This window comes from Mesorhizobium sp. LNHC229A00 (assembly GCF_000502415.1).
Taxonomy (GTDB): domain Bacteria; phylum Pseudomonadota; class Alphaproteobacteria; order Rhizobiales; family Rhizobiaceae; genus Mesorhizobium.
In genome coordinates, this window is sequence record NZ_AYWQ01000009.1 from 104,687 (window position 1) to 126,912 (window position 22,226).

Genomic DNA, 22,226 nt, shown 5'->3' on the forward strand with positions numbered 1-22,226 from the left:
CATGGGTTTCTTCACGGAAATGTTCGCCCGGCCGCGCCCGCAGGAACATCTGCGATATCGCGCGGCGCTCGCGCTGCTTTATTCGATGAGCAATGCCGAGCGCGTCGACATCGGCATCAAGCCCGCCGATTTCCCACGCATCGCCCGCGAAATGTCCATCCGCTAAGCAGCTTGCGAGATGTCCCGGATCGACCCGGGACATCTCAAAGTCTGATTTCTCAACGCGATCCGAGGAATGTCGCCTTGCCCAGCGGCACGCCATTGTGCCGCAGGATGTCGTAGGCGGTGGTCAGGTGGAAATAGAAATTGGGCATGGCCACATGCAGCAGATATTGCATGCCGCTCAGCGTCGTTTCCCGCCCGCCCAGCTTCAGTTCGATCATCCTGTCATCCGACCCGTCGATATCGGCTGCGGAAAAAGTCGCCAAATAGGCGACCGTCTTGGCGAGCCTCGCTTCGAGATCGGCGAAGCTTGCTTCATTGTCCTCATATTTAGGCACTTCGCGGCCGGCCAGCCGTGAAGGCGCGCCCTTGGCATGGTCGGTTGCGATCTGCACTTGCCTGGCGAGTGCGAACATGTCGGGCGCCAGCCGCGCCGTCAAAAACACCTGCGGGTCGATCTTTCGGTCAAGCGCATTCTGTTCGGCTGCAGCCAGCACACTGGAAAGTGCTTTCAGCCTGGCCGAAAACACGGGCACGGATGCCTCATACATCGATATCGTCACGTCGGATCTCCTGTCCGGCAGGAACGCCGGCGGGAGGACGTAGCGCTCTCAGGCGCGATTCTTCAAGCGGCGGCCGCATGGCGTCACCACGTCGCCGCAATCGCTGTGGTAGAATCTTCGTTATCGAGCGGAGATTCCCGATGAGACGCGCCCTTTTCGCAGCGACTGCCCTTCTCTCCCTTGCCACGACAGGCCACGCGGCATTGGCCGCAGCCAACACACCCGAAGCGCCTTACGTCGACGATCGGTCGAGCGCGGATGCGGTCGTGCATTCACTCTACAGCGCCATCAACCGGCATGAATTCGCCCGCGCTTGGGGCTACTACGGCGATACAAAGCCGGCAAAGGATTTCGATACATTCGTCAAAGGCTATGACGGCACGGACAAGGTGGAGGTCAAGACCGGTCCGATTTCGGACGAGGGCGCGGCGGGCAGCATCTATTACAACGTCCCGGTCGCTATCCAGGCAATCGACAAGAAGGGCGAGGCGAAGGTTTTTGCCGGCTGCTATACGCTGCGCCAGGTCAACGCCCAAATCCAGGCGCCGCCGTTCCAGCCTATTTTCATCGACAAAGGGGTGCTGAAGCTCTCCACCGCCGACTTCGACGAGGCGTTGCCGCCAAGCTGCGGCGACGGCCCGCCGCCGCCCAAAAAGGACACCGCACTGGAACAGGCCAAGAAGGCCTTTCTGGCGACCTATGGCGACCAATGCGACAAGGACCGTCTGGCCAATGAGCCGGAGGTCTTTTCGATCAAATACAAGGACAGGAATGCTCAGCCGAACGATCCTGACAAGGAGACCCGGCTGTTCCACTTTTCCTGCTCGGCCGCCGCCTACAATGAAAGCTCGGTCTATTACATGACCGACGAGGTGGACGGTGTCAGGCAATTGCAGTTCGCCGAGCCGGAGACCGATATACGCTACGAGAACAACGACAGCGACGGCAAGCTGTTGAGTGTAACGGTGATCGGCTTCCGGACCACTGGGTGGGCTGTCAATTCCGATTATGACCAGGACGCTCACACCATCACCACGTTCAACAAATGGCGCGGCGTCGGCGATGCTTCGGATGCCGGGACCTATCTGTTCCGCAACGGCGATTTCTCGCTGGTCCAGTATGACGTCGACGCGTCCTATGACGGCGAGGAGAACCCGCAGACGATCGTCGACTACAACACCGCGCCTTAGATCCTCTAGCGCATCAGGCTTAGGGTGCCTTCGACAGCATCCAGTTGAGCGTGCCGCGCCAGTCTACCATGCGGATCGGCGTGCCGTGCGTTCCGGTCTCGAAGCGGACGAAGCGGGTCGGATAGTTTTTGGATTTCGCAAGGATAGAGCGGAAAAACGCTTCCTGGTTGGCCACGGGAAAGACCACGTCATGGCTGCCCTGGCCGAAGAACACCGGCACGCGACGCTTGAAGGCGGGACTTGCAAGAAAGCCCTCGTCCCACAACGATCCGAGCAGCAACAGTCCATTCACGCGGCCACCAGTATCCTCGCGTGCTGCAAGTTTCCAGCACAGCGCGCCGCCCATCGAGCCGCAGGCGACGAAGATTTTCGCGTCCGGAGACTGTTCGGCATAATGGTCGATCAGGGCCGCGACCAGTGCCGCGCCCTTGTCGCCGAAATCAGGAAAATCCGGAGAAATATAGAGCCCGCCATTGCCGGCCATCAGGTTCTTGAGCCGGTTGAAATTGCCACCGAAGGTGAAATCGTCCATGCCTTGCTTGCGGCTGCCGCCCTGCCCATGCAGGTAAAGCACGATGACGGTGGCTCCTTGCGTCCTGCCGACGGCGACATGCCTGACATCGCCGGCGTCGGTCTTCAGCATCAGATCCTGCTGCACCTTGCGTACGCCGGTGTCGGTGTACGGGGTATGCACGCGCTTTTCCGGCACCTCGTCGCGCTGGTTGATGTCGCGCATCTCACGGTAGTCGAGGACCGTGTAGGCGCCGTTGCTGTCGGACGAGAGCGTCGCCGGATAGGCGAAGAGATCGTCCTTGAAGGGTTTCAGGGACAACGTGTCGGCGCTGGCGGCCGAGCCAAACAAGAAAAGCATTGACGTGAGGAAAGCGCGGCACGCGACGGTACGAATAGCCATACCGCAGGCATGCTAATGCCGCCTCTGTTTGTCAATCCTGCAGCACGCCGCCAGCGCCTTCCAGTGCCTCTCGGGTGTCGACATCGACGGACGCGCCCTCGCCGATCTCGACATCGATGACATCGAGCCCTTCGGCCTCGACCAGATGGCGAGCGCCGGTGTCGCCTTCGAGATCGGCGATTGCCGCGAATAACGAGCGCGGCAAAAGCACCGGGTTGCCGCGTTTGCCTTGGTGCGTGGCACGGATCACGGAGTTGCCGCCGGCCCTGCGGAAGGCATCGATAAGCCTGTCGAGGTCGTCGGATGCGACACCCGGCATGTCTCCCAGAACGATCATCGCACCAGCGGCGTCTTCGGTCAGATAGGCAGTGCCGGCCTTAAGCGAGGTCGACAGACCATCGGCAAAATCGGGATTGTCGGCGAAGGTGACGTCCAGACCTGACAATGCCGCGCGCACCCGCTCGCGCTGATGACCGGTGACGACGATCGTGCCCGAAGCCTTCGAGGCGAGCGCGCGTTCGGCGGTGCGGCGCACCAGCGGCTGGCCGTCGAACAGCGCCATCAGCTTGTTCGGCCCGCCCATGCGGCTCGACCGGCCCGCCGCCAGAAGCACGATCCCGACCTTGAGCCGACTTTTGGGCGGCAGCGGCTCGCGCGGCTGCGGCCGCGTCGGTATCTCCATCAGCAGGCCGCCGACGCCCATGCCGGCAATGTCGCGCGCGGTAACGTCCAGACCGGCAATCAATCGATCGAGCACCCAGTCGAAGCCGTTCTCCTTGGGGCTGCGGGCGCAGCCAGGGGCGCCGATGATGCGCTTGCCGCCGAGTGTGCCGAGCACCAGCAGATTGCCGGGATCGACCGGCATGCCCGCGCGGATGACGGTACCGCCCGCCCTCTCGATCGCCGCCGGAACGACGTCGGCGAAATCGCTCATGGCGGAAGCCCCGAAGATCACCACCATATCGTTGTCGCGCGCAAGCGCGATGGCGGCCTCCGCGACAGGGGCAATCTCATGCGGCGTACGGCGCTCCGCCGTCAGCCAGCCGCCGGAGCGCGCCAGCCGGGCTTCGGTGACACGCAACGTCTTGTCGAGCACGGTCGGTTTGGTGCCCGGCAGCACCGTCTGGATGACGCCGACACGCATCGACCGATAGGCGTTGACGGCAAAAACTTCGCCGCTGGCGCAGATCTCCGCCACGGCGGCCACCAACGAGGAAGAGACCGCGAAGGGGATGATCTTCACCGTCGCGACCATCTGGCCCTTTTCGACCGGCGCGTGCTGGGCCAGCGTCGCGATGGTGATGGCAGGATCGACGGCATTGATGGCATCGATGACAGCTTCACTGACGGTGAAGATGCCAGCCGCCTTGGCGTGGAGATTGACCCGGCCGGTGGCGGCGGGCTTCGCCTCGATGCCCCCTAAGGTCATGCTTTCGGCAATTTTTTGCGCCGCGGCGTCCTCGCCGAGATCGTCCGGCGCCAGCACAGCCGCAACGACCTGCGAAACACCTGCCCCCTTGAGCATGGAGATATCTTCGGCGCTCAGCCTGTGCGCCTTGCGAAATCGCTTTTCGCCGGCCGCAGTGGCATGCGCCAGCACCGCCCCTTCGGCCGCGTCGATCGGGATCGGACCGAATTTCACGCCGCCGCGCCCTTCGCATCGAGGCCCCGTGAGCGGAAGGCAAGAATGGTCTGCGCGAGAATGGCGACGGCGATCTCGGCGGGGCTTGCCGCCCCGATGTCGAGCCCGATCGGCGCGTGGATACGCGCGATCTGGTCTGCACTCGCGCCCAGCGACAGCAGGCGCTCGACGCGCTTGGCATGCGTCTTTCGGCTGCCGAGCGCTCCGACATAGAAACAGTTGGCGTCGAGTGCCGCCTTCAGCGCGAAATCGTCGATCTTCGGGTCATGGGTAACGGCGGCCAGCGCGGTGTAAGCGTCGAGCGGCTGGCGTTCCAGCACATCCTGTGGCCAGTCGGCATGCAAGGCGACATCGGGAAAGCGGTCCGATGTGGCGAACGCGGTGCGCGGATCGATGATCTCCAAGGGATAGCCGGCGATCCGGGCCATAGGCGCGAGCGCCTGACTGATATGCACGGCGCCGATCACCACCAGACGCGGCCGCGGCAGATGCGCATTGAGGAAGAAGGTCCGCCCTTCCGCCTCGACGGACCCCGAATTGCCGGATCGAAACGCCTTGGTGATCGCCGCTCCGAGATCGCCGGCGACCTGATCGCCCTCCCGCACGATACGGTCGCGACCATCGCCTAGATCGGTGACGAGGATCGCCGCGCGGCGGGCGCGCCGCTCGGCATTGAGCCTCTTCAGCGCATAAGGATCCATCGCAGGTCAGCCCAATCGCTCAACATAAACCTTGATGCGGCCGCCGCAGGACAGGCCGACTTGCCAGGCGGTCTCATCGGCAACACCGAACTCCAGCATCCTGGCCTTGCCGGAGCCGATCACGTCGACCGCCTCGGTCACGACAGCGCCCTCGACGCAACCGCCCGAAACAGAGCCGTGGAAATTGCCATCGGCATCGATGACAAGGTGGCTGCCGACCGGGCGCGGCGCTGAACCCCAGGTCTCGACCACCGTCGCGACAGCGACATCCTTGCCGTCCTTCATCCAGGCTTCCGCGATGATCAGCGGGTCGCGGGCCTCATCGAGATAAAGACTGTCACTCATCGTTGCTTCTCTCAGGGTCTGTTTTTCAAAAAGCCGGAAAATATATGGCTATGCGGCGCGCCTTGCGCCAGCATCCATCCACTGCCGTGGATCGACGGAACGAACCGATTTCTTGTCCAGCGAGGCGCAGAGATCGGCGAGCGCGTCGAGATTATGGACCGAGCGGAATTCGTCGACATGCGGCAGCATCGCCTTGACGCCGCGGGCGCGCGCCTGAAAACCATCGAAGCGCAACAACGGATTGAGCCAGATCAGCCGTCGGCAGGATTTGTGCAGCCGCTCCATTTCTTCCGCCAAGCCCCCTATATCGTCGCGCTCCAGCCCATCGGTGATCAGAAGCACCACCGCGCCCTGTCCCAGCACACGTCGCGACCATACAAGGTTGAACTCGGCTAGCGTATCGCCGATGCGCGTGCCACCCGACCAGTCCTTGACCGCCGCCGAGCAATCGGCAAGGGCGGCATCGGGATCGCGGTGGCGCATCTGCCGGGTCAGGTTGGTCAGCCGTGTTCCGAAAACGAAAGTGTGCACGCGCCGGCGCTTTTCCGTCAGCGCATGCAGGAAATGCAGGAAGATGCGCGTGTATTGGCTCATCGAACCGGAAATATCGGCCAGTACCACCAGGGGCGAATGAACTTCGCGGACCGAGCGGAATTTCGGCAGGATCAATTCACCGCCGGTGCGTGCCGCCGAGCGCATCATGGCGCGTGGATCGATGCGGCGGCCATGCGCATCGGCGTTGAAGCGTCTGGTCCGCACCATGTCGACAGGCAGCCGCAACGCCGCGATCGCCTTCCTGGCGTCAGCCATTTCGACTGCGTTCATCTGCGCGAAATCCTTGCCCCGCAACAGCTCGTTGCCGGAAAAGGTGAAGCGGGCGTCGACCTCGATCTCAGGGACTTCCTGAGGCGTCTGGTTTTTCTGATGACCCTCGAACATCGCCTGACTGACGCGATTTTCAGCCGCGCGCGGCTTCTGCTTCTGCCTGACATCCGGCGCCACCGGCGAAAACATCGCCAGCAGCTTCTCGATCAATTCGCGCGATTTCCAGAACAGCCGGAAAGCTTCGTCGAAGGTGGCATGATCCTCATGCCGCGAGACCAGAACGGCGTGCAAGGTCCAGTAAAAGTCATCACGCGAGCCGATGCCGGCGACGAGCACCGCCTCGATCGCGTCCTTGACCGAAGCGGGCCCGACGCGCATGCCGGCCTTGCGCAAGGTGCGGGCGAAATAGACGATGTTGTCGGCGATCCGGCCGTCCGCCGTCGCCTCTCCAGGGTCGGGTCGGGACGCCTTCACCACCCTACTCCGCCGCCGCGAGCTCGGTCTTGACCTCGTCGAGGATGCGCCGGCCCTCGCCCGCGCCGATGCGGGCAATGTCGTCCTGGTATTTCAGCAGCACCCCGATCGTGTCGGACACGGTCTCCGGATCGAGCGCCACCTTGTCGAGTTCGGTCAGCGCGCCGGCCCAGTCGATGGTTTCGGCGACGCCCGGCACCTTGAACAGCTCGATCTGGCGCAGCTTCTGGATGAATAACACCACTTCGGCCGAAAGCCGCTGGTTGGCCCGAGGCACCTTGCGGCGCACGATCTCCAGTTCGCGCTCGGCATTGGGGTAGTCGACCCAGTGATAAAGGCAGCGCCGCTTCAGCGCATCGTGGATTTCGCGGGTGCGGTTGGTGGTGATGATGACGATCGGCGGCTCTTCCGCCTTGATCGTGCCGAGTTCAGGCACAGTCACCTGGAAGTCGGAGAGGATTTCGAGCAGGAAGGCTTCGAAGGCTTCGTCGGTGCGGTCGAGTTCGTCGATCAGGAAAACCGGGGCTGCGCCCGCCTTGCCGGTCAGCGCATCGAGCACCGGCCGGCGGATCAGGTACTTTTCGGAGAAAACGTTACGCTCCATTGCGGAGCGGTCGACCTTGCCGGCGGCCTCCTCCATGCGGATTTCGATCATCTGCGCGGCGTAATTCCACTCATAAACGGCGGAGGAGACGTCAAGCCCTTCATAACACTGCAGACGGATCAGCCGGCGGCCAAGCGCCTCGGCCAACACCTTGGCGATCTCGGTCTTGCCGACGCCGGCCTCGCCTTCGAGGAAAAGCGGCCGTCTCATACGCAGAGACAGGAAAAGCACCGTTGCCAGGGACCGGTCCGCGATGTAGTCCGCGCCGGTCAGGAGATCGAGCGTTTCGTCGATCGTCCGCGGCACGGGGCGCGGGTTCAAGTCGCTCATTCCTTCTCCGTGGGTGCGGCGGCCCCACTTTCCAGGATGTGGTAGCCGCGGGCGTGATAGATCAGCGGCCGCAAATTATCGCCCATACGCAGACCTGTCACCTTGCCAAAAAGCACACGATGGGTGGCCAGGTCCTTGGTGTCGATCAGTTCACAGTCGAACACGGCGAGCGCGCCCTTCAGCGTCGGCGCGCCGGTGGAAATCGCATCCCATTCGCCGAGCGCGAAGCGCTCTTCGACCGGCAGTCCAGTCATGCCGGAAAATCCAATAGACAGCGGCTCCTGGTGCGAAGCTAGCGTGTTCAGGGCAAATTTGCCGTTCTTCACGAACAGCTCATTCTTGGCATTTTCACGATTGAGGCAGACCAGGATGGTCGGCGGCGTATCCGACACAGAACATGCCGCGATCACCGTCGTCCCGCGCTTTCCGGCGGGTCCGTCGGTGGTCACCACATGGACATGACCGGCAAAATGGCTCATCGCGTCGCGATAGGCTTGCGGTCCAATATCGTTCTTCTTCAGCACTTGAAGATTCCATGGCCATTGTTCACCTGACATATATGGCCAGACATCACATGCCACAAGCGAAGTGCTTGGCCCATATCCCGAATTCGCGTGTTGCACCAAAGCCGGGCAGCCTTTAGGTCTTGGCGGGAATTTGACGCCTGCGCGACGTCGCCGGCTTGGAGGATTCTTCGGCAGCATGCGATCCGGGGCAACTATTACCGCAGCGCTGGCCTGGCTGTTAATGGCCGGCGCCGCCAGCGCACAGACGCTCACGATCGGTGTCGCAGCACCCCTGTCGGGACCATCGGCCATACTCGGCAAGCAGATCGAGGCTGGCGCCGGGGTCGCGGCAGAGGTGGACGGCATCCAACTCAACACCGTTGATGACGCTTGCACCGGAGACGGCGGCGCCGCGGCGGCCAGGGAATTCGTGGCAGCCAAGGTCAATGTCGTGATCGGCTTCCTCTGCACGGAGGCGATCGAGGCGGCGATGCCTGTCCTTAAGGACGCCAATATTCCTGTCATCACCGTTGGTGTGCGAACCGAAAGCCTGACCGACCGACGCGCCAAGACCGGCTGGCCGGTTTATCGCCTCGGCCCGCGCGGCGACGACGAGCGCAACGCCGTCGCCTCTACCCTCACCCGGCTATGGGAGAACGAGCTGTTCGCGATCATCGACGACGGCACCATCTATGGCCGTGAGATGGCGGAGACATTTCGTGCCGCTGCCGAGCAGGCGGCACTGAAACCGGTCTTCGTCGACACGTTCCGGCCGCAGCTCGACAACCAGATCGGCCTGGTGGGACGGTTGAAAAAGGCCGGCGCCACGCATGTCTTTGCCGGCGGCGACGGTGACGACATCGCCATTATGGGGCGCGATGCCGCCCAGCTCCAGACGGGCATCATCCTTGCCGGCGGCGAAAACCTGCGCACGCCACCCGGCGACGTGCCTTACGCGACCGGCACCCTGATGATCGCGCCACCCGAATGGGCCGATGTCGCGGATCCCAAAGTGCTGGAAAGCTTCTCCGCGCACAAGATCGTGCCGGACGGCTACACCCTGCCGGCCTATGCGGCGGTCGAGATCGCCAAGGCGGCATCCTCGGACGCAGCAGGCTCCGGCGGGCCGCTGGCCGAGGCACTCACCGGGCATGATTTCACGACGGCGATCGGACCGGTCCGCTTCGACGACAAGGGCGATCTCAGCCAGAGTCTCTACCGTGTCTTCCGCTTCGACGGCACCCGCTTCGTGCCCTTGGAAAACAACTGATGTTCCGCACCGGTCCACGCAATCTCATCACCGATGTCATGGGCCTGCGCGTTGGCAATGCTTCCGACGCCAGGGTGAAGTCCGGCGTGACGACGGTCCTTTGCGACGAGCCAGCGGTCGCGGGAGTCCAGATTCTTGGCGGCGCGCCTGGCACCCGCGAGACCGATCTGCTGGAACCGCACAATTTGGTGGAGACGATCCATGCCGTGGTGCTGTCAGGCGGTTCGGCTTTCGGCCTCGATGCTGCCTCCGGCGTGCAGGCCGCATTGCGCGAACGCGGCATCGGCCTCGAGGTTGGCGGCTTCCGCGTACCGATCGTACCGGCGGCGATCCTCTTCGACCTGCGCAACGGCGGCGACAAGGACTGGGGCCGCTATCCCCCCTATCGCGACCTCGGCTACGAGTCGGTGCAGGCTGCCGCTGTCGATTTCCAATTTGGCACGGCGGGCGCCGGGACCGGTGCACTGACGTCAGGGCTGAAGGGTGGCCTGGGTTCGGCCTCGACACTGCTGGACAATGGGATCACCATCGGCGCGCTGGCCGCCGTCAACCCGACCGGCTCGGTAACCGTCGGCCGCACCCGTCATTTCTGGGCGGCACCCTTCGAAATCGGCGATGAATTCGGCGGGCTTGGTTATCCCTCGCCGATGCCCGCGGACGCGAAGCGGATTTTGCTGAAATACCGCGACAAGGATCACGGTCGGAAGATGGACAGCGGCGGCAACACGACGATCGCGGTCATTGCCACGGACGCGGTTCTCACCAAGGCCGCCGCCAAACGCCTGGCGATTTCGGCGCATGACGGCTTCGTGCGCGCCATCTGGCCGACCCATACGCCGGCCGACGGGGATCTGGTGTTCGCGCTGGCCACCGGCAAGAGCGGGCTCGAGCTGACGGCCGACGCGGCAATCGACCTCTACGCCGCCGCCGGCGCCACTATGGCGCGCGCCATCAGCCGTGGCGTGTTTGCAGCGACGCCAGCCGACAACGACCTGTTTCCCGTCTGGTCGTCACGTCACTAGGCTGGCTAGAGCTTTGATCAAACCGGATCGGATTTTTCTTCCTCGAACGTCACCGCGACATCGGAATTCGCGGACAGCCACACCTTCTTGCCATCGACCTCGGCAACCAGGGCCAGGGAAATATAATGGTGATGGCCCTTGTGAGCCCCCTCGCCGCTGTCGGCCTTGGTCAGCTTGATGCGCTGGCCATCGACCTTGTCGACGGTGCCGATATGCACGCCATCGGCGCCGACGACTTCCATGTGCTCACGAATTTTGCTGGTGTCGGTCATGTTAGCTTCTCCGTTGGGGTGGGTCTCCATGGGACTGCCGACAATAACAAATGACGAGCGGTTTGGATGCATCGGCCTTGGTCCGCACGACGTTTTGATCTCGTCGTGCTACGGATTGAAGCGATCAGGCCGAAGGAGCGATGACAATGCGGACGCTTTTCCTGTTTGCCGTTTGCCTAGCCACGCAGTTCGCGGCGTCGATCGCCCAGGCCGGCGATGTCGCGGAGCTCGAAATCCTGGGCTTCACCCGAGATGGCGGCGTGTTCGCCTTCGAGGAGTACGGCATCCAGGACGGGTCGGGCTTTCCCTATGCCAACCGCTATTACATCGACACGAGCAACGACAGCTTTGTCAAGGGCACGCCGGTCAGGATCCGGCTCGACGACGAGAACGCAACGCTCGACGCTGCCCGCCTTCAGGCCCGGCAAAAGGGCGAGGCCATTGTCAGCCAGGCCGAGCTGAGTGCCAACCGCGGCATCACCGCCGGCTCCAACCCGGTGACCGAGCTTTCGGCCGATCCGCATCGCATAGTGGTCAATCCGCGGCCGATCTTCTCCCCTGTCGACCAGCCGCTCGAGTTCCGGCTCGACGAGATCGGCATGAATGACACCGAAGGTTGCGCCAGTCAGGGCGAGATCAATGGCTTCCGGCTGCTGCGTATCGAGGCGCGGGATGGCGGCACCACCAAATTGCTGCACGAGGACAAAGCGATCCCCAAGAGCCGGGGCTGCCCGAACGGCTACCGCATCGGCGCGGTGCAGACGTTCTCGATGGACAGCCTCAGCGCTTACGCGGTGCTGATCGCGGTGCGCCAGTATGGCTTCGAAGGGCCGGACTTTCGCTGGATCGCCGTGACCGGCCGCCTGTGACAGAGCTTGTCCAACCCGTCAGGCGCAATCGCGCCCTGCACCACCTTCGCGATGCCGTGCCGACACTGCGTGCAGCGCTTCTCGGCGCCCTGCTGTGGGCCGCCACCACGGGCGCCAGCTCACTCGTCAACCTGGTGCTGGACAATTGGGTGACGCCGGGCAAGATCGGCACCGTGTTCCTGCTGTTTGCCGTCGGCGGCGCCCTGGCCTTTCCGGTTGGCCTGTTTGCCGCACGACTGGTTTCGCTCGGAAGGAGCCGGGAGGTCGCCTTCGCGGCGACATTCGTAGGGCTTGCTGCCGCAACGATCGGCCTCACCGCCCTGCTGTATGCCCTGCAATACCGCTCCTATTATGCCGAATGGCATGCGCCCGTATTCACCCTCACCTGGGGCTTTCAGCTCGCCTTCACGATGGCGGTGGCGTCCTACCAGTTCGTTGTGCTGGGCATCCGGCTCTATTTCCCGCTTGGTTTCATCGCCTTGTTCGCCGTCAGCTTCTGGTTTGCACGGCAGCAGCGTTGAGCATTTGGTCCGCCTCTGTTAGGACGCGGACAGATCCCTCCGATACATCAGGAATGACCGATGATCCCTCGCTATTCCCGGCCGGAAATGGTCGCCATCTGGTCGCCCGAAACCCGGTTTCGCATCTGGTTCGAAATCGAGGCCCATGCCTGCGACGCGCTGGCCGAACTGGGTGTCATCCCCAAGGAAGCGGCCAAAACGATCTGGGAAAAGGGAAGCGCGGCCGAATTCGATGTCGAGAAGATCGACGCGATCGAGCGCGTCACCAAGCATGACGTTATCGCCTTCCTCACCCATCTTGCCGAATTCGTCGGGCCCGACGCGCGCTTCATCCATCAGGGCATGACGTCTTCGGACGTGCTCGACACCTGCTTTGCTGTGCAACTCACCCGCGCCAGCGACATTTTGCTGGCCGACATCGATACGTTGCTTGCAGCGCTCAAGCGCCGCGCCTTCGAGCACAAGGACACCGTCACCATCGGCCGCAGCCACGGCATTCATGCCGAGCCGACGACCTTCGGCATCAAGCTGGCGCAGGCCTATGCCGAATTCTCGCGCTGCCGCGAGCGGCTGGTGCACGCGCGCGAAGACATTGCCACCTGTGCGATTTCGGGCGCGGTCGGCACCTTCGCCAACATCGAGCCCTATGTCGAAGAACATGTGGCGGCAAAGCTCGGACTGAAGCCGGAACCGGTGTCGACGCAGGTGATTCCGCGCGACCGCCACGCCATGTTCTTCGCGACCCTCGGCGTCGTCGCCTCCTCGATCGAGCGGCTGGCGACCGAGGTCCGGCATCTGCAGCGCACCGAAGTGCTGGAAGCGGAAGAGTATTTTTCGCCGGGCCAGAAAGGCTCGTCGGCGATGCCGCACAAACGCAACCCGGTGCTGACCGAAAACCTCACCGGCCTTGCCCGCATGGTGCGCTCCATGGCGCTGCCGGCGATGGAGAACGTGGCGCTCTGGCACGAGCGCGACATCTCGCACTCCTCGGTCGAGCGCATGATTGGCCCGGACGCCACCGTGACGCTCGATTTCGCGCTGTCACGCCTGACCAGCGTGGTCGACAAGCTGGTCGTCTATCCCGAGAACATGCTGAACAACATGAACAAGTTTCGCGGTCTTGTGCATTCGCAACGCGTCATGCTGGCGCTGACGCAGGCCGGCCTGTCACGCGAGGACTCCTACCGGCTGGTGCAGCGCAACGCCATGAAGGTGTGGGAACAAGGCGCTGATTTTCTTGAGGAACTTCTGGCCGACAAGGAAGTGACAGCCGCGCTGCCGGAGGCGCAAATCCGCGAGAAATTCGACCTAGGCTACCACACCAAGCACGTCGACACGATCTTCAAGCGGGTGTTCGGAGGGGTGAGTTAGCTTCTTCTCCCGTCACCATACGGGGAGAAAAACGCTCCCGCAGACGCCTCCGCCAATCAAGCCTTACCCGGCACGGTCCTGATCACCGTGCCCCAAGGATCCTCACGGGTCGTTTCGCTGCTCACATTGTCCGAACGCATCTCGACCCAGGCAAGGCCCGAGCGGGAGGGGTCGCGGCGGCCGGCGCCGGCGCTTTGCCAGGCATTGGCGCCGATGTGGTGGTGATAATGCCCCGACGACAGGAACACCGCCTGGCCGCGATATTTGGCGACTGTGTCGAAGCCGAATTCCTGGTTCCACCAGGCTTCTGCCTCTTCCGGCCTGCCGACGCGCAGGTGGACATGGCCGACAATGCTGTTTTCCGGCGCGCCTTGCCATCCCGCATCGCCGGCCGGCACTTCGGCAACGACAGACGGAATGTTCATCCGCTCGGTCGCCATGGCGATCTTGTCGCCGTTCCATTTCCAATCCTGCGGGCGGCGGTCGGCATAGATTTCGATGCCGTTGCCCTCGGGGTCGGTCAGGTAGAGCGCTTCGCTGACCAGATGGTCCGAAGCGCCCTCGATAGTGATCTTGTCTGAGATGGCGTGGTTGATCCAGCGTCCGAGATCGGCACGGCTGGGCAGCAGGAAAGCCGTATGGAACAGGCCGGCGCTGCGCGGATCGTCCGGTTTGGCAGAACTGTCCGGCTCAAGCACCATCAGCGGACGGCTGCCGGCGCCGAGCGTGATCGCGCCGTCGGCGCGGCTCAATTCCCGCAGTCCGACGACTTTACGATAATAGGCGGCAAGACTTTCGGCATCGCGCGCCTTCAGTCCGACGCGGGCGACGCTCACCGGCGTGGTGGCGGCAAATGGCAGTTCGCTCATCATTGTCTCCGTTGCGGCGACGTTTCGCGAAGCTCCCAAAGCCAGGAGCCCGGCGGCGCCGATCATTTTACGTCGTGTCAGCCCCAAAGTCCCGGTGCTCCACGGCTGTTTCTCTGCCGACAGAGATCGTCGATCTTCATCGTTCACACAAGACAGCGAAAGGCGAACATGTTGTTCACCGTTACGACCGGAAGCCTGCCCATCGAAGGTTGCATGAGGCAATCGCGCTCGCTATCTGAGCGCCATGAAAGTCAAGGACGCAGATATTCTGATCATTCCCGGATACACCAATTCGGGGCCTGAGCATTGGCAGACCCGCTGGCAATCGAAACTGTCGACGGCGCGTCGCGTGGAGCAGGCCGAGTGGTCGAAGCCGCTGCGCGAGGACTGGACGGCGAGCGTCGCCAAGGCAGTCAACGAGGCCGAAAGACCTGTCGTTCTCGTCGCTCACTCACTGGGAGTGGCCGCGGCCGTGCAAGCCATTCCGCAGTTCCGGAAGCCGGTCGCCGGCGCCTTCTTCGTGGCACCGCCGGACGTCGCGAATCCCAAGATCAAGCCGAGACATCTGATGACCTTCGGCCCCTATCCTCGCGAACCGCTGCCGTTTCCCTCCATCGTGATCGCCAGCCGCAACGACCCCTTCTGCCCCTTCGATGTCGCCGAGGACATCGCCGGTGCCTGGGGCTCGCTGTTCATCGATGCCGGAGAAACCGGCCATCTCAGCGAGGATTCAGGCTTTGGCCCCTGGCCCGAGGGATCCATGACCTTCGCCAAATTCCTGACGGACCTGTGAGGCGCGCCAAAATCAACGCACGATGGCATTCGATCAAACTGCGGGACTCGAATAAATGATAATTTAAGAGGGCTAGCATTAATTATTCAGAGGCAGCGGAAAGTGCTTCCGAATGATGATCTGTGCTTGAACCGGGCTGCCAATTCTTCGCTCTTGAAACAGAGGCCAATGCTTGCGCAAGGACGCTTCACTCGAATTTCTGAGAGGTGTCGCGGCGCTCGTCGTTCTGAACGGCCATCTTTTGAGAGCTTTTGCGCCGTTAGCGGAAGGTGACGGAGACCAGGCTGCGCAATCCCTGAAGAGGGGTCTTGCTTTCGTTGCTTTCAATGGCGGCTCTGCCGTCTATTTGTTCTTCGTCCTGTCCTCGTACGTGCTTGTGAAGCGCTATTTTCAATCCCGCAAAGCAGAAGATTTGTTGCTAGGAGCGATAAAGCGCCTACCTCGTCTGGCCGGCCCCGTGCTGGTTGCGGTTCTGTCATCCTGTATCCTCTTCAAGCTCGATCTGTATTTTTTCAGCGATGCCGCCGCCGTTACCCAATCCACGTGGCTGAGCAGATTCGGCAATGCTCCAAAGCTGCTTTCACCGGAGACCGCGAGCTTCGCCGACGCGTTCATGGAAGGGGCGTGGCGGACATTCATCTATGGCGACAAATCCTATGACAGTAGCCTGTGGACCATGACGGTCGAGTTCTGGGGGAGCATGATGACCTTCGCCCTCGCCCCGATCATCTTCTCCCTCCAGGGCCGCTGGATGCTGCTGTCATGGTTCGGCGTGGCCGCAGGCACATTCCTGGCATTGCAATTCAGCTTCCTGGTTTGCGCCTTTCCGGCCAGTCTCCTGCTCTATTCTCTTCTCGCCATGGAGTTTCGTCCCAATCGATGGGTGAGAGGTGCGATGATCACGGTTTCCGTGGCGCTGCTGGGCTATGCAGGAGACGCTGTCGGAATATACCGGCCCTTCGCCGTGCTCGATTTTGCAGCTTCCGATATCGGTTTGCGGCAAGCTTGCGTGGCCATCCCGGCAAGCATCATGCTGGTTTACGCCATGCTGAGCATGGATGACCCACCGTCATGGCTCTCCGGCAAGGCCGCACGTTTCCTGGGCGACCTGTCTTTCCCGCTCTACCTCGTGCATGTACCCGTTATCTGCTCGTTGGGATCATGGGTCCTGTTGGCAAGCGACTCCGCCGCACTCGGCGCTGCCGCCGCGATATCTGGGTCGATCCTCGCGGCATTGCCGCTGATGGCTTTCAACAACTGGTGGGTCCAGGCGCTCGGCGCTCTGTTCGACAAAAATCAGACGCGGCGGATCGGCCGCCACGGCGCTCGCCGTGGCAAGGGCCTGAGCAAACACGCTGGCGACAGCAGTCCGCTGCTTCAGGATCCGATCGAGTCCCGCATGTCCTTGAGCAGGGTCTTTGCTCCCAATGAAATCAGCGCGTGCTCGGAGCCCGTGGCGAGCAGGCGGTAGCCCATCGACACGACGCGGCCGGCGATAGCCGGTTCGACGACGTAGATCGCCGCATGCTTGCCGGCCTTGCGGGTGCGCTCGGCAACCGAGGCCACCGTCTCCATCATGCTTTCCAGCGTGGAATTGACCGTGGCACCGTTGGTCCAAGCGATTGAGAAGTCGGACGGCCCGAGGAAAATGCCGTCGATGCCGGGCGTGTCGAGGATGCCGCCAAGCGCGTCGAGCGCAGCGCGCGTCTCGACCATCGCAAAAGCCATGGTGCGCTGATTGGTGTCCCGCAGCCATTCGGCATAGTCGCCCTTGCCATGGCGGGGAAAGGCATAGGTCGGACCCCACGAGCGCTCGCCGAGTGGGGGATATTTCATGGCCGCTGCGAACAGCTTTGCATCTGCCACGGAGTTGACCATCGGCGCAATGACCGCCTCGGCGCCGAAATCGAGAGCACGGCTGGCCATGTCGAAACGGCCAACGGGAATGCGCACCAGCGCCGGCTTGCCCAGGGCTAGTACCGGTGCCAGGCCGCGCAGGACGCTGTCCTCGTGATGGCCGCCATGCTGCATGTCGAGGGTGACGGCATCGAAGTCCTGCCTGGCAAGGATCTCCACGGTCAAGGCGTCCGGCACGCCCGACCAGGCGGTTACCAGCGTTTCATCCGCGGCAAGACGGGACTTTAGGGACATCTGATCTCTTTCCTCGTTAACGTCGGCAGTTTCAGCCGGAAACCGCCGCAAAGGCAAAGAAAAACCGCCCGGATCGGCCGGGCGGTTCATTGGTCCAGATAAGGGCCGGATCAGGTGTTCTTGATCTGCTCGATCGCCTGCGCCATCATTTCGTCCATGGTGCGGCGGATCTGGTGATCGGACTGCTCGACGCCGGCGGCATCGAAATCCTTGCGGATCTTGCGGAACACGTCGTGGTCGCCGGCTTCCTCGATGTCGGAAACAACGACTTCCTTGGCGTAGGCGTCGGCATCGGCGCCGGATTTTCCGAGCTTTTCGGCGGCCCACAGACCAAGCGCCTTGTTCCGCCGCGCCGAAGCCTTGAACCGAAGCTCCTCGTCGAATGCGAATTTGCGTTCGAAGCCCTCTTCGCGGTCTTTCATGCTGCTCATGGCGTCCCTCCGGGTCAAATCCGATTCGTTGGCAATGGATATGTGTGTTGCCGAAGCACAAACCAAAAGGTCGCGGGCCGGTCAATATGCTTCGTCATATGCTGCGCTGCGGCATTTCAGTCCCGAAAGCGGTTGATTGGAAGGAATTGCCGATTGAGCAAACGGTGTGATTGGGATAGACCCGGCATTGAACGTCACCGTCGCCGCATTAGTTCAGGCGGACGGACAGGAAGTGGTCGCTTGCCGCCTGCCCGCAAATCCAGAGAAAAATTCAAATGAAAAATCGCCGCCGCATTTATGAAGGCAAGGCCAAGATCCTCTATGAAGGTCCCGAGCCGGGCACGCTGATCCAATTCTTCAAGGATGACGCAACCGCGTTCAACAAGAAGAAGCACGAGGTCATCGACGGCAAGGGTGTGCTCAACAACCGCATTTCCGAATACATCTTCAACCATTTGAACCGCATGGGCATCCCGACCCACTTCATCCGCCGGCTCAACATGCGCGAGCAGCTGATCAAGGAAGTCGAGATCATCCCGCTCGAGGTGGTGGTGCGCAATGTCGCCGCCGGTTCGCTGTCCAAGCGCCTCGGCATCGAGGAAGGCACCGTCCTGCCGCGTTCGATCATCGAATTCTACTACAAGGCCGACGCGCTCGACGATCCGATGGTTTCGGAAGAACACATCACGGCGTTCGGCTGGGCAAGCCCGCAGGAGATCGACGATGTCATGGCGCTGGCCATCCGCGTCAACGATTTCCTCTCCGGCCTGTTCATGGGGGTCGGCATCCAGCTCGTCGACTTCAAGATCGAGTGCGGTCGCCTGTTCGAGGGCGACATGATGCGCATCGTCGTGGCCGACGAGATTTCGCCGGATTCCTGCCGCCTGTGGGACGTGGCGACGCAGGACAAGCTCGATAAGGACCGTTTCCGCCGCGACATGGGCGGTCTCGTCGAGGCCTATCAGGAAGTCGCCCGTCGCCTCGGTATCATGAACGAGAACGAGCCGCCGCGTCCCACCGGTCCGGTGCTTGTCGCCTCGACCGACGGCCTCAAAGGCAAGCCGCACTGACAGCGGCTTGCGCCTCAACTTCAGAACAGGAGCATGTCCAGCGTGATCAAGGCCCGCATTACCGTCACCCTCAAGAATGGTGTGCTCGACCCGCAAGGCAAGGCGATCGAACACGCGCTGTCGGGGCTGGGCTTCGATGGCGTCGGCGCGGTACGGCAGGGCAAGGTGTTTGACGTCGAACTGGCGGAAAGCGACAAGGCCAAGGCCGAAGCCGATCTGAATGCCATGTGCGACAAGCTGCTGGCCAACACGGTGATCGAGAATTATAGTGTGACACTTACCTGAGGTTGTCTCGGAGGCAGTATGCCTGAAGTCACCAGTGAGTTGATGTTCGAGCTGCTGGAGCCCGTGCGTCACGACATTGGTGAGCTTCGTCAGGACGTTTCCGAGACAAAACGGGAATTGAATGTGATGCGGGCCACATGGTGGCAACGCAAAGTGACATCCATAACATCCATGGCATTCTCACCCGCCAGGACGATCGACTTGAACGCATAGAACGCCGTCTCGGCCCGCGCGAGCTTGCCGAAGCACAAAGGCCATACGAACCAAAATGAAATCAGCTGTCGTCCTTCTCCCTGGCCTCAACCGCGACCGCGACATGATCGCGGCGCTGACCAAGATTTCCGGACAGGCGCCGGCAACCGTCTGGCAGACCGACACCGAAATTCCCGATGTCGACCTGATCGCCATCCCCGGCGGCTTTTCCTTCGGCGACTATCTGCGCTGCGGCGCGATCGCGGCACGCATGCCGGTCATGCGGGCGGTCGCCGAAAAGGCTGCGAAGGGCGTCATGGTCATCGGCGTCTGCAACGGTTTCCAGATCCTCGTCGAAGCCGGTCTGCTGCCAGGTGCGCTGATGCGCAACACCTCGCTGAAATTCGTCTGCCGGCAGGTCAAGCTCGAGATCGCCAACGCCAACACCATGTTCACGCGTCGCTACCAGCCGGGCCAGATCATCCGCTCACCGGTGGCGCATCACGACGGGAATTACTTTGCCGACGCCGACACACTTGCCCGTCTCGAAGGCGAAGGCCAGGTGGTGTTCCGTTATGCCGAAGGCACCAACCCGAACGGCTCGATCAACGACATTGCCGGCATCGTCAACGAACAAGGCAATGTGCTCGGCCTGATGCCGCATCCCGAGAATCTGATAGAAGCAGCACACGGCGGCAATGACGGCAGAGCGCTGTTCGAAGGCGCCTTGGGCATTGCCGCTTGAAGTTTGCAACCGCAACCTTAAGAATTGCGGCAATTCAAGATCATAGCGTGAGGGAGAGACGGTCATGAAACTCTATTCGCGGCCGTTGTCGCCCTACTCTTCGATCGTGCGGGCGCTGGCCTATGTCAAGGACGTGCCAATCAAGATCATCGCGCCGCCGCCCGGTTTTCCGATCCCCGAGGCGTTTCGCGCCATCTCGCCAATGAACCGGATTCCGGTTCTGATCACCGGCTCGGGCGAAACGATCGTCGAATCGGTGGTCATCGCCGAATACCTCGAGGAACGGTTTCCCGAACCGGCGCTGTTGCCGTCCGATTCGAAGGACCGCGCGCTGGTGCGCATGTTTGCCCGCATCGTCGATCTCGACGTGCTCACACCGACGATGAAGCTTTTCGAACTGCATTTCGTGCCGAAGGGCAACACTGCCGAGATCGACGCCCAATTCGTCCGTCTACACCATGGGCTGGCCGCCATCGAGGCACGCATGGCGCAAGGGCCCTTCGCGCTCGGCAGCGACATCAGTTTCGCCGATGCCTGGCTGACGCCGACGCGGTTCATCTTCAACAATTTCCGAGCCATGACCGGCCGCCACGACCTGCTCGACGTCTATCCCAGATTCGATGCCTATGAGCAGATCGCCTCGCAGCATCCGGCATTGTCCAGGGTGTGGGGCGAGATGACCGACGGCCTGAAGATCTTTCTGTCCGAACTCGAAATGGGTGCCGCTTGATCAAGAACAGGACGATCGCCCTGATCGCCGTGTCAGGCTTTGCCTTGGCATCTTGTCAATCGAGCCCCAAGATTACCCCCGTGCCGTCGGGCAAGAGCGCCGCGCTGCTGTCCATGGAACAGGTGGCGATATCGGCCCACAAATGCTGGATCGCCAGCAAGGATCCGGCCTTCAAGCAATATCAGATGGCCAATGAGCTGAACTCGTTCAGCGGCACGCCGCGCTTCCTTCTGGTGCCGGCCAAGCACTATGGCGGCAAACCGTTGCTGGTCGTGCAGGCACAGGGCAATTCAAGCCGTGTCGACGTCTTCGGACCGTTGATGAACGACCCGCTTGGCGCACGCATCAGCTCTGATATCGCGCGCTGGCAGGCGGGCAATCCGGCCTGCGCGGCCACCGCCTGAGCCAGCCATGGGCCGGTTCCTGCAGATCGCGGGATTGGCTGTTGGCCTGATAGCGCTCGCTTTGCAGTTCTCGATCACCGTTCCGGCTTCGATGTAAGCGGGCCGCGGCGTGCTCGGCTCAATCGTGTTCTATTTCAGCTTCTTCGCCATTCTGACCAACATTGGCGCCGTGCTGGTGCACGCCTCGCTGTTGTCGTCCAGCTTCCATGCATGGCTGCCGGCCTTTGCCGGACCGCGGATGCGCGCGGGCGTCGCGGCTTCGATCACCCTGGTCTTCATTGTCTATGCCACGGTTCTGGCGCGGCTCTGGCAGCCGCAAGGCCTGTTCCTGCTCTGCGACGTCCTGCTGCACTACGTGACGCCGGTGGTGTTCGTGCTGTGGTGGCTGATATCGGGCGTCGATGGCAGGACGCGATGGAGCGACATCTCCTGGTGGGTGCTCTATCCCATCGCCTATCTGGCCCATCGCCTATCTGGCCCATCGCCTATCTGGCCCATCGCCTATCTGGCCTATGCGCTGATGCGCGCGTCGCTGGCGGGCGAAATGCCCTACCCCTTCCTCGATGTCACCAGGAACGGCGTTGAGAGCGTCGCCGTGGCCGCGCTCGCCATAACCATACTTTTCCTGGTGATATGCGTCGTCGCCGTTTTCGTCGACCATGCTATCGGGCGCCTCGGGAGCAAAGACGCCCGATAGATTGGCCACTATTCCCAGAGCGGCTTGATGCCTTCGCGGTGAGCGTCGCAGCGTGAGATGCCGATGTCCTTGAGTTGATCGTCGGTCATCTCCAGCAGCGCCAGCCGGCCGCGCCGGCGCTCAAGCAGATGGTCGATCCATTTCGCCAGCGTGCTGACCACTTGTACAACCCGGCCGGCGAAGCCGCGCTGCCCGGAGGGGCGAGCAGGCTGGCCGAGCAATTGGGTTCCGGAGCGGCGAAATGTTTCGATTGTATTCATTTTCTTTCTGCCCAAATGT

At 62.3% G+C, this 22,226-nt stretch carries 28 protein-coding genes and 1 pseudogene; 16 read left to right on the forward strand and 13 right to left on the reverse strand.

What is annotated here, in order from left to right:
• The first annotated feature begins 1 nt into the window (after position 1).
• Positions 2–166, forward strand: coding sequence for a hypothetical protein (locus tag X742_RS1000000172615; RefSeq protein ID WP_023773154.1), 165 nt, complete (start codon positions 2–4; stop codon positions 164–166).
• Positions 167–218: 52 nt separating this feature from the next.
• Here the strand turns inward: X742_RS1000000172615 and X742_RS151045 are convergent, their stop codons facing one another.
• Entirely contained in the window at positions 219–725 is a 507-nt protein-coding gene (locus X742_RS151045; protein ID WP_015318115.1) for a DUF1993 family protein, read from the reverse strand.
• Between the two features lie 140 nt (positions 726–865).
• On the opposite strand from X742_RS151045, the gene X742_RS151040 reads away from it, so the two are divergent.
• Positions 866–1,915 (forward strand): DUF1176 domain-containing protein, encoded by a 1,050-nt coding sequence (locus X742_RS151040; RefSeq protein ID WP_023773155.1) that lies wholly within the window; start codon positions 866–868, stop codon positions 1,913–1,915.
• 19 nt (positions 1,916–1,934) lie between these two features.
• On the opposite strand, the gene X742_RS151035 is transcribed toward X742_RS151040, so the two are convergent.
• From X742_RS151035 to X742_RS151005, 7 genes are read right to left on the reverse strand one after another with little or no spacing between them, the layout of a single operon-like run.
• On the reverse strand, positions 1,935–2,828 hold the full coding sequence (locus X742_RS151035; RefSeq protein ID WP_023773156.1) for an alpha/beta fold hydrolase: 894 nt from the start codon (positions 2,826–2,828) through the stop codon (positions 1,935–1,937).
• Positions 2,829–2,859: 31 nt separating this feature from the next.
• Entirely contained in the window at positions 2,860–4,470 is a 1,611-nt protein-coding gene (locus tag X742_RS151030) for a molybdopterin-binding/glycosyltransferase family 2 protein (protein WP_023773157.1), read from the reverse strand.
• Positions 4,467–5,171: an XdhC family protein gene (locus X742_RS151025; protein ID WP_023773158.1), complete on the reverse strand. Its 705-nt coding sequence runs from the start codon at positions 5,169–5,171 to the stop codon at positions 4,467–4,469. The genes X742_RS151030 and X742_RS151025 overlap by 4 nt, the downstream gene beginning before the upstream one ends.
• 6 nt (positions 5,172–5,177) lie before the next feature.
• Positions 5,178–5,516, reverse strand: coding sequence for an XdhC family protein (locus tag X742_RS151020; RefSeq protein WP_015318120.1), 339 nt, complete (start codon positions 5,514–5,516; stop codon positions 5,178–5,180).
• A gap of 48 nt (positions 5,517–5,564) precedes the next feature.
• A complete protein-coding gene (locus X742_RS151015) occupies positions 5,565–6,815 on the reverse strand; it encodes a VWA domain-containing protein (RefSeq protein ID WP_023773159.1) in 1,251 nt (416 codons plus the stop codon).
• 4 nt (positions 6,816–6,819) lie between these two features.
• On the reverse strand, positions 6,820–7,749 hold the full coding sequence (locus tag X742_RS151010; RefSeq protein ID WP_023773160.1) for a MoxR family ATPase: 930 nt from the start codon (positions 7,747–7,749) through the stop codon (positions 6,820–6,822).
• On the reverse strand, positions 7,746–8,273 hold the full coding sequence (locus X742_RS151005) for a flavin reductase (protein WP_023773161.1): 528 nt from the start codon (positions 8,271–8,273) through the stop codon (positions 7,746–7,748). The genes X742_RS151010 and X742_RS151005 overlap by 4 nt, the downstream gene beginning before the upstream one ends.
• Positions 8,274–8,451: 178 nt before the next feature.
• Here X742_RS151005 and X742_RS151000 point away from each other — a divergent pair, with 178 nt between their 5' ends.
• Together X742_RS151000 and X742_RS150995 are read left to right on the forward strand one after the other, a co-directional pair.
• Positions 8,452–9,525, forward strand: coding sequence for an ABC transporter substrate-binding protein (locus X742_RS151000; RefSeq protein ID WP_023773162.1), 1,074 nt, complete (start codon positions 8,452–8,454; stop codon positions 9,523–9,525).
• The gene (locus X742_RS150995) at positions 9,525–10,547 is read left to right on the forward strand and encodes a P1 family peptidase (RefSeq protein ID WP_023773163.1); all 1,023 of its coding nucleotides are present in this window, start codon (positions 9,525–9,527) and stop codon (positions 10,545–10,547) included. The genes X742_RS151000 and X742_RS150995 overlap by 1 nt, the downstream gene beginning before the upstream one ends.
• Before the next feature lie 17 nt (positions 10,548–10,564).
• Here the strand turns inward: X742_RS150995 and X742_RS150990 are convergent, their stop codons facing one another.
• Complete coding sequence (locus X742_RS150990; protein WP_023773164.1) at positions 10,565–10,819, reverse strand: DUF2171 domain-containing protein; 255 nt, start codon at positions 10,817–10,819, stop codon at positions 10,565–10,567.
• Between the two features lie 146 nt (positions 10,820–10,965).
• Here X742_RS150990 and X742_RS150985 point away from each other — a divergent pair, with 146 nt between their 5' ends.
• From X742_RS150985 to purB, 3 genes are read left to right on the forward strand one after another with little or no spacing between them, the layout of a single operon-like run.
• A complete protein-coding gene (locus X742_RS150985; RefSeq protein WP_023773165.1) occupies positions 10,966–11,688 on the forward strand; it encodes a DUF2259 domain-containing protein in 723 nt (240 codons plus the stop codon).
• Entirely contained in the window at positions 11,685–12,209 is a 525-nt protein-coding gene (locus tag X742_RS150980) for a hypothetical protein (RefSeq protein ID WP_245275567.1), read from the forward strand. The genes X742_RS150985 and X742_RS150980 overlap by 4 nt, the downstream gene beginning before the upstream one ends.
• A gap of 60 nt (positions 12,210–12,269) precedes the next feature.
• Complete coding sequence (purB, locus tag X742_RS150975; RefSeq protein WP_023773167.1) at positions 12,270–13,580, forward strand: adenylosuccinate lyase; 1,311 nt, start codon at positions 12,270–12,272, stop codon at positions 13,578–13,580.
• Positions 13,581–13,636: 56 nt separating this feature from the next.
• On the opposite strand, the gene X742_RS150970 is transcribed toward purB, so the two are convergent.
• Entirely contained in the window at positions 13,637–14,449 is an 813-nt protein-coding gene (locus tag X742_RS150970; protein ID WP_023773168.1) for a VOC family protein, read from the reverse strand.
• A 244-nt stretch (positions 14,450–14,693) separates the two neighbouring features.
• Between X742_RS150970 and X742_RS150965 the strand changes: the two genes are divergently transcribed.
• The gene (locus X742_RS150965; protein WP_023773169.1) at positions 14,694–15,242 is read left to right on the forward strand and encodes an alpha/beta hydrolase; all 549 of its coding nucleotides are present in this window, start codon (positions 14,694–14,696) and stop codon (positions 15,240–15,242) included.
• Between the two features lie 172 nt (positions 15,243–15,414).
• Positions 15,415–16,713, forward strand: coding sequence for an acyltransferase (locus tag X742_RS01000000170265; protein ID WP_245275568.1), 1,299 nt, complete (start codon positions 15,415–15,417; stop codon positions 16,711–16,713).
• On the opposite strand, the gene X742_RS150960 is transcribed toward X742_RS01000000170265, so the two are convergent.
• Both X742_RS150960 and X742_RS150955 read right to left on the reverse strand, forming a co-directional pair.
• Complete coding sequence (locus X742_RS150960; protein WP_023773170.1) at positions 16,620–17,393, reverse strand: HpcH/HpaI aldolase/citrate lyase family protein; 774 nt, start codon at positions 17,391–17,393, stop codon at positions 16,620–16,622. The two genes, X742_RS01000000170265 and X742_RS150960, sit on opposite strands and share 94 nt — an antisense overlap.
• Before the next feature lie 110 nt (positions 17,394–17,503).
• A complete protein-coding gene (locus tag X742_RS150955; RefSeq protein ID WP_015318134.1) occupies positions 17,504–17,824 on the reverse strand; it encodes a DUF1476 domain-containing protein in 321 nt (106 codons plus the stop codon).
• Positions 17,825–18,099: 275 nt separating this feature from the next.
• On the opposite strand from X742_RS150955, the gene purC reads away from it, so the two are divergent.
• From purC to X742_RS01000000170270, 7 genes and pseudogenes are all read left to right on the forward strand, one after another.
• Entirely contained in the window at positions 18,100–18,894 is a 795-nt protein-coding gene (gene purC, locus X742_RS150950; protein WP_013532127.1) for a phosphoribosylaminoimidazolesuccinocarboxamide synthase, read from the forward strand.
• Between the two features lie 42 nt (positions 18,895–18,936).
• Complete coding sequence (gene purS / locus X742_RS150945; protein WP_023773171.1) at positions 18,937–19,179, forward strand: phosphoribosylformylglycinamidine synthase subunit PurS; 243 nt, start codon at positions 18,937–18,939, stop codon at positions 19,177–19,179.
• 18 nt (positions 19,180–19,197) lie between these two features.
• Positions 19,198–19,392 (forward strand): hypothetical protein, encoded by a 195-nt coding sequence (locus X742_RS1000000172620; protein WP_348524178.1) that lies wholly within the window; start codon positions 19,198–19,200, stop codon positions 19,390–19,392.
• Positions 19,393–19,447: 55 nt separating this feature from the next.
• Entirely contained in the window at positions 19,448–20,116 is a 669-nt protein-coding gene (gene purQ, locus X742_RS150940; protein WP_015318137.1) for a phosphoribosylformylglycinamidine synthase subunit PurQ, read from the forward strand.
• Positions 20,117–20,180: 64 nt separating this feature from the next.
• Positions 20,181–20,846: a glutathione S-transferase family protein gene (locus tag X742_RS150935; RefSeq protein WP_023773173.1), complete on the forward strand. Its 666-nt coding sequence runs from the start codon at positions 20,181–20,183 to the stop codon at positions 20,844–20,846.
• The gene (locus tag X742_RS150930; protein WP_023773174.1) at positions 20,843–21,250 is read left to right on the forward strand and encodes a hypothetical protein; all 408 of its coding nucleotides are present in this window, start codon (positions 20,843–20,845) and stop codon (positions 21,248–21,250) included. Before X742_RS150935 ends, X742_RS150930 begins: the two co-directional genes overlap by 4 nt.
• 7 nt (positions 21,251–21,257) lie before the next feature.
• Positions 21,258–21,947: pseudogene (locus tag X742_RS01000000170270) on the forward strand (Pr6Pr family membrane protein).
• A gap of 8 nt (positions 21,948–21,955) precedes the next feature.
• Here the strand turns inward: X742_RS01000000170270 and X742_RS150925 are convergent.
• Positions 21,956–22,207, reverse strand: a complete 252-nt coding sequence (locus X742_RS150925) for a DUF1127 domain-containing protein (RefSeq protein WP_023773175.1) — start codon at positions 22,205–22,207, stop codon at positions 21,956–21,958.
• Between the last annotated feature and the right edge of the window lie 19 nt (positions 22,208–22,226).

What these genes read in the sequence shown, in the direction of transcription:
- X742_RS1000000172615 (WP_023773154.1), top strand. Translation starts at nt 2, where the DNA reads ATGGGTTTCTTCACGGAAATGTTCGCCCGGCCGCGCCCGCAGGAACAT.
- X742_RS151040 (WP_023773155.1), top strand. Translation starts at nt 866, where the DNA reads ATGAGACGCGCCCTTTTCGCAGCGACTGCCCTTCTCTCCCTTGCCACG.
- X742_RS151035 (WP_023773156.1), bottom strand. Translation starts at nt 2,828, where the DNA reads ATGGCTATTCGTACCGTCGCGTGCCGCGCTTTCCTCACGTCAATGCTT.
- X742_RS151025 (WP_023773158.1), bottom strand. Translation starts at nt 5,171, where the DNA reads ATGGATCCTTATGCGCTGAAGAGGCTCAATGCCGAGCGGCGCGCCCGC.
- X742_RS151020 (WP_015318120.1), bottom strand. Translation starts at nt 5,516, where the DNA reads ATGAGTGACAGTCTTTATCTCGATGAGGCCCGCGACCCGCTGATCATC.
- X742_RS151010 (WP_023773160.1), bottom strand. Translation starts at nt 7,749, where the DNA reads ATGAGCGACTTGAACCCGCGCCCCGTGCCGCGGACGATCGACGAAACG.
- X742_RS151000 (WP_023773162.1), top strand. Translation starts at nt 8,452, where the DNA reads ATGCGATCCGGGGCAACTATTACCGCAGCGCTGGCCTGGCTGTTAATG.
- X742_RS150995 (WP_023773163.1), top strand. Translation starts at nt 9,525, where the DNA reads ATGTTCCGCACCGGTCCACGCAATCTCATCACCGATGTCATGGGCCTG.
- X742_RS150990 (WP_023773164.1), bottom strand. Translation starts at nt 10,819, where the DNA reads ATGACCGACACCAGCAAAATTCGTGAGCACATGGAAGTCGTCGGCGCC.
- X742_RS150985 (WP_023773165.1), top strand. Translation starts at nt 10,966, where the DNA reads ATGCGGACGCTTTTCCTGTTTGCCGTTTGCCTAGCCACGCAGTTCGCG.
- purB (WP_023773167.1), top strand. Translation starts at nt 12,270, where the DNA reads ATGATCCCTCGCTATTCCCGGCCGGAAATGGTCGCCATCTGGTCGCCC.
- X742_RS150970 (WP_023773168.1), bottom strand. Translation starts at nt 14,449, where the DNA reads ATGAGCGAACTGCCATTTGCCGCCACCACGCCGGTGAGCGTCGCCCGC.
- X742_RS150965 (WP_023773169.1), top strand. Translation starts at nt 14,694, where the DNA reads ATGAAAGTCAAGGACGCAGATATTCTGATCATTCCCGGATACACCAAT.
- X742_RS150960 (WP_023773170.1), bottom strand. Translation starts at nt 17,393, where the DNA reads ATGTCCCTAAAGTCCCGTCTTGCCGCGGATGAAACGCTGGTAACCGCC.
- X742_RS150955 (WP_015318134.1), bottom strand. Translation starts at nt 17,824, where the DNA reads ATGAGCAGCATGAAAGACCGCGAAGAGGGCTTCGAACGCAAATTCGCA.
- purC (WP_013532127.1), top strand. Translation starts at nt 18,100, where the DNA reads ATGAAAAATCGCCGCCGCATTTATGAAGGCAAGGCCAAGATCCTCTAT.
- X742_RS1000000172620 (WP_348524178.1), top strand. Translation starts at nt 19,198, where the DNA reads ATGCCTGAAGTCACCAGTGAGTTGATGTTCGAGCTGCTGGAGCCCGTG.
- purQ (WP_015318137.1), top strand. Translation starts at nt 19,448, where the DNA reads ATGAAATCAGCTGTCGTCCTTCTCCCTGGCCTCAACCGCGACCGCGAC.
- X742_RS150935 (WP_023773173.1), top strand. Translation starts at nt 20,181, where the DNA reads ATGAAACTCTATTCGCGGCCGTTGTCGCCCTACTCTTCGATCGTGCGG.
- X742_RS150925 (WP_023773175.1), bottom strand. Translation starts at nt 22,207, where the DNA reads ATGAATACAATCGAAACATTTCGCCGCTCCGGAACCCAATTGCTCGGC.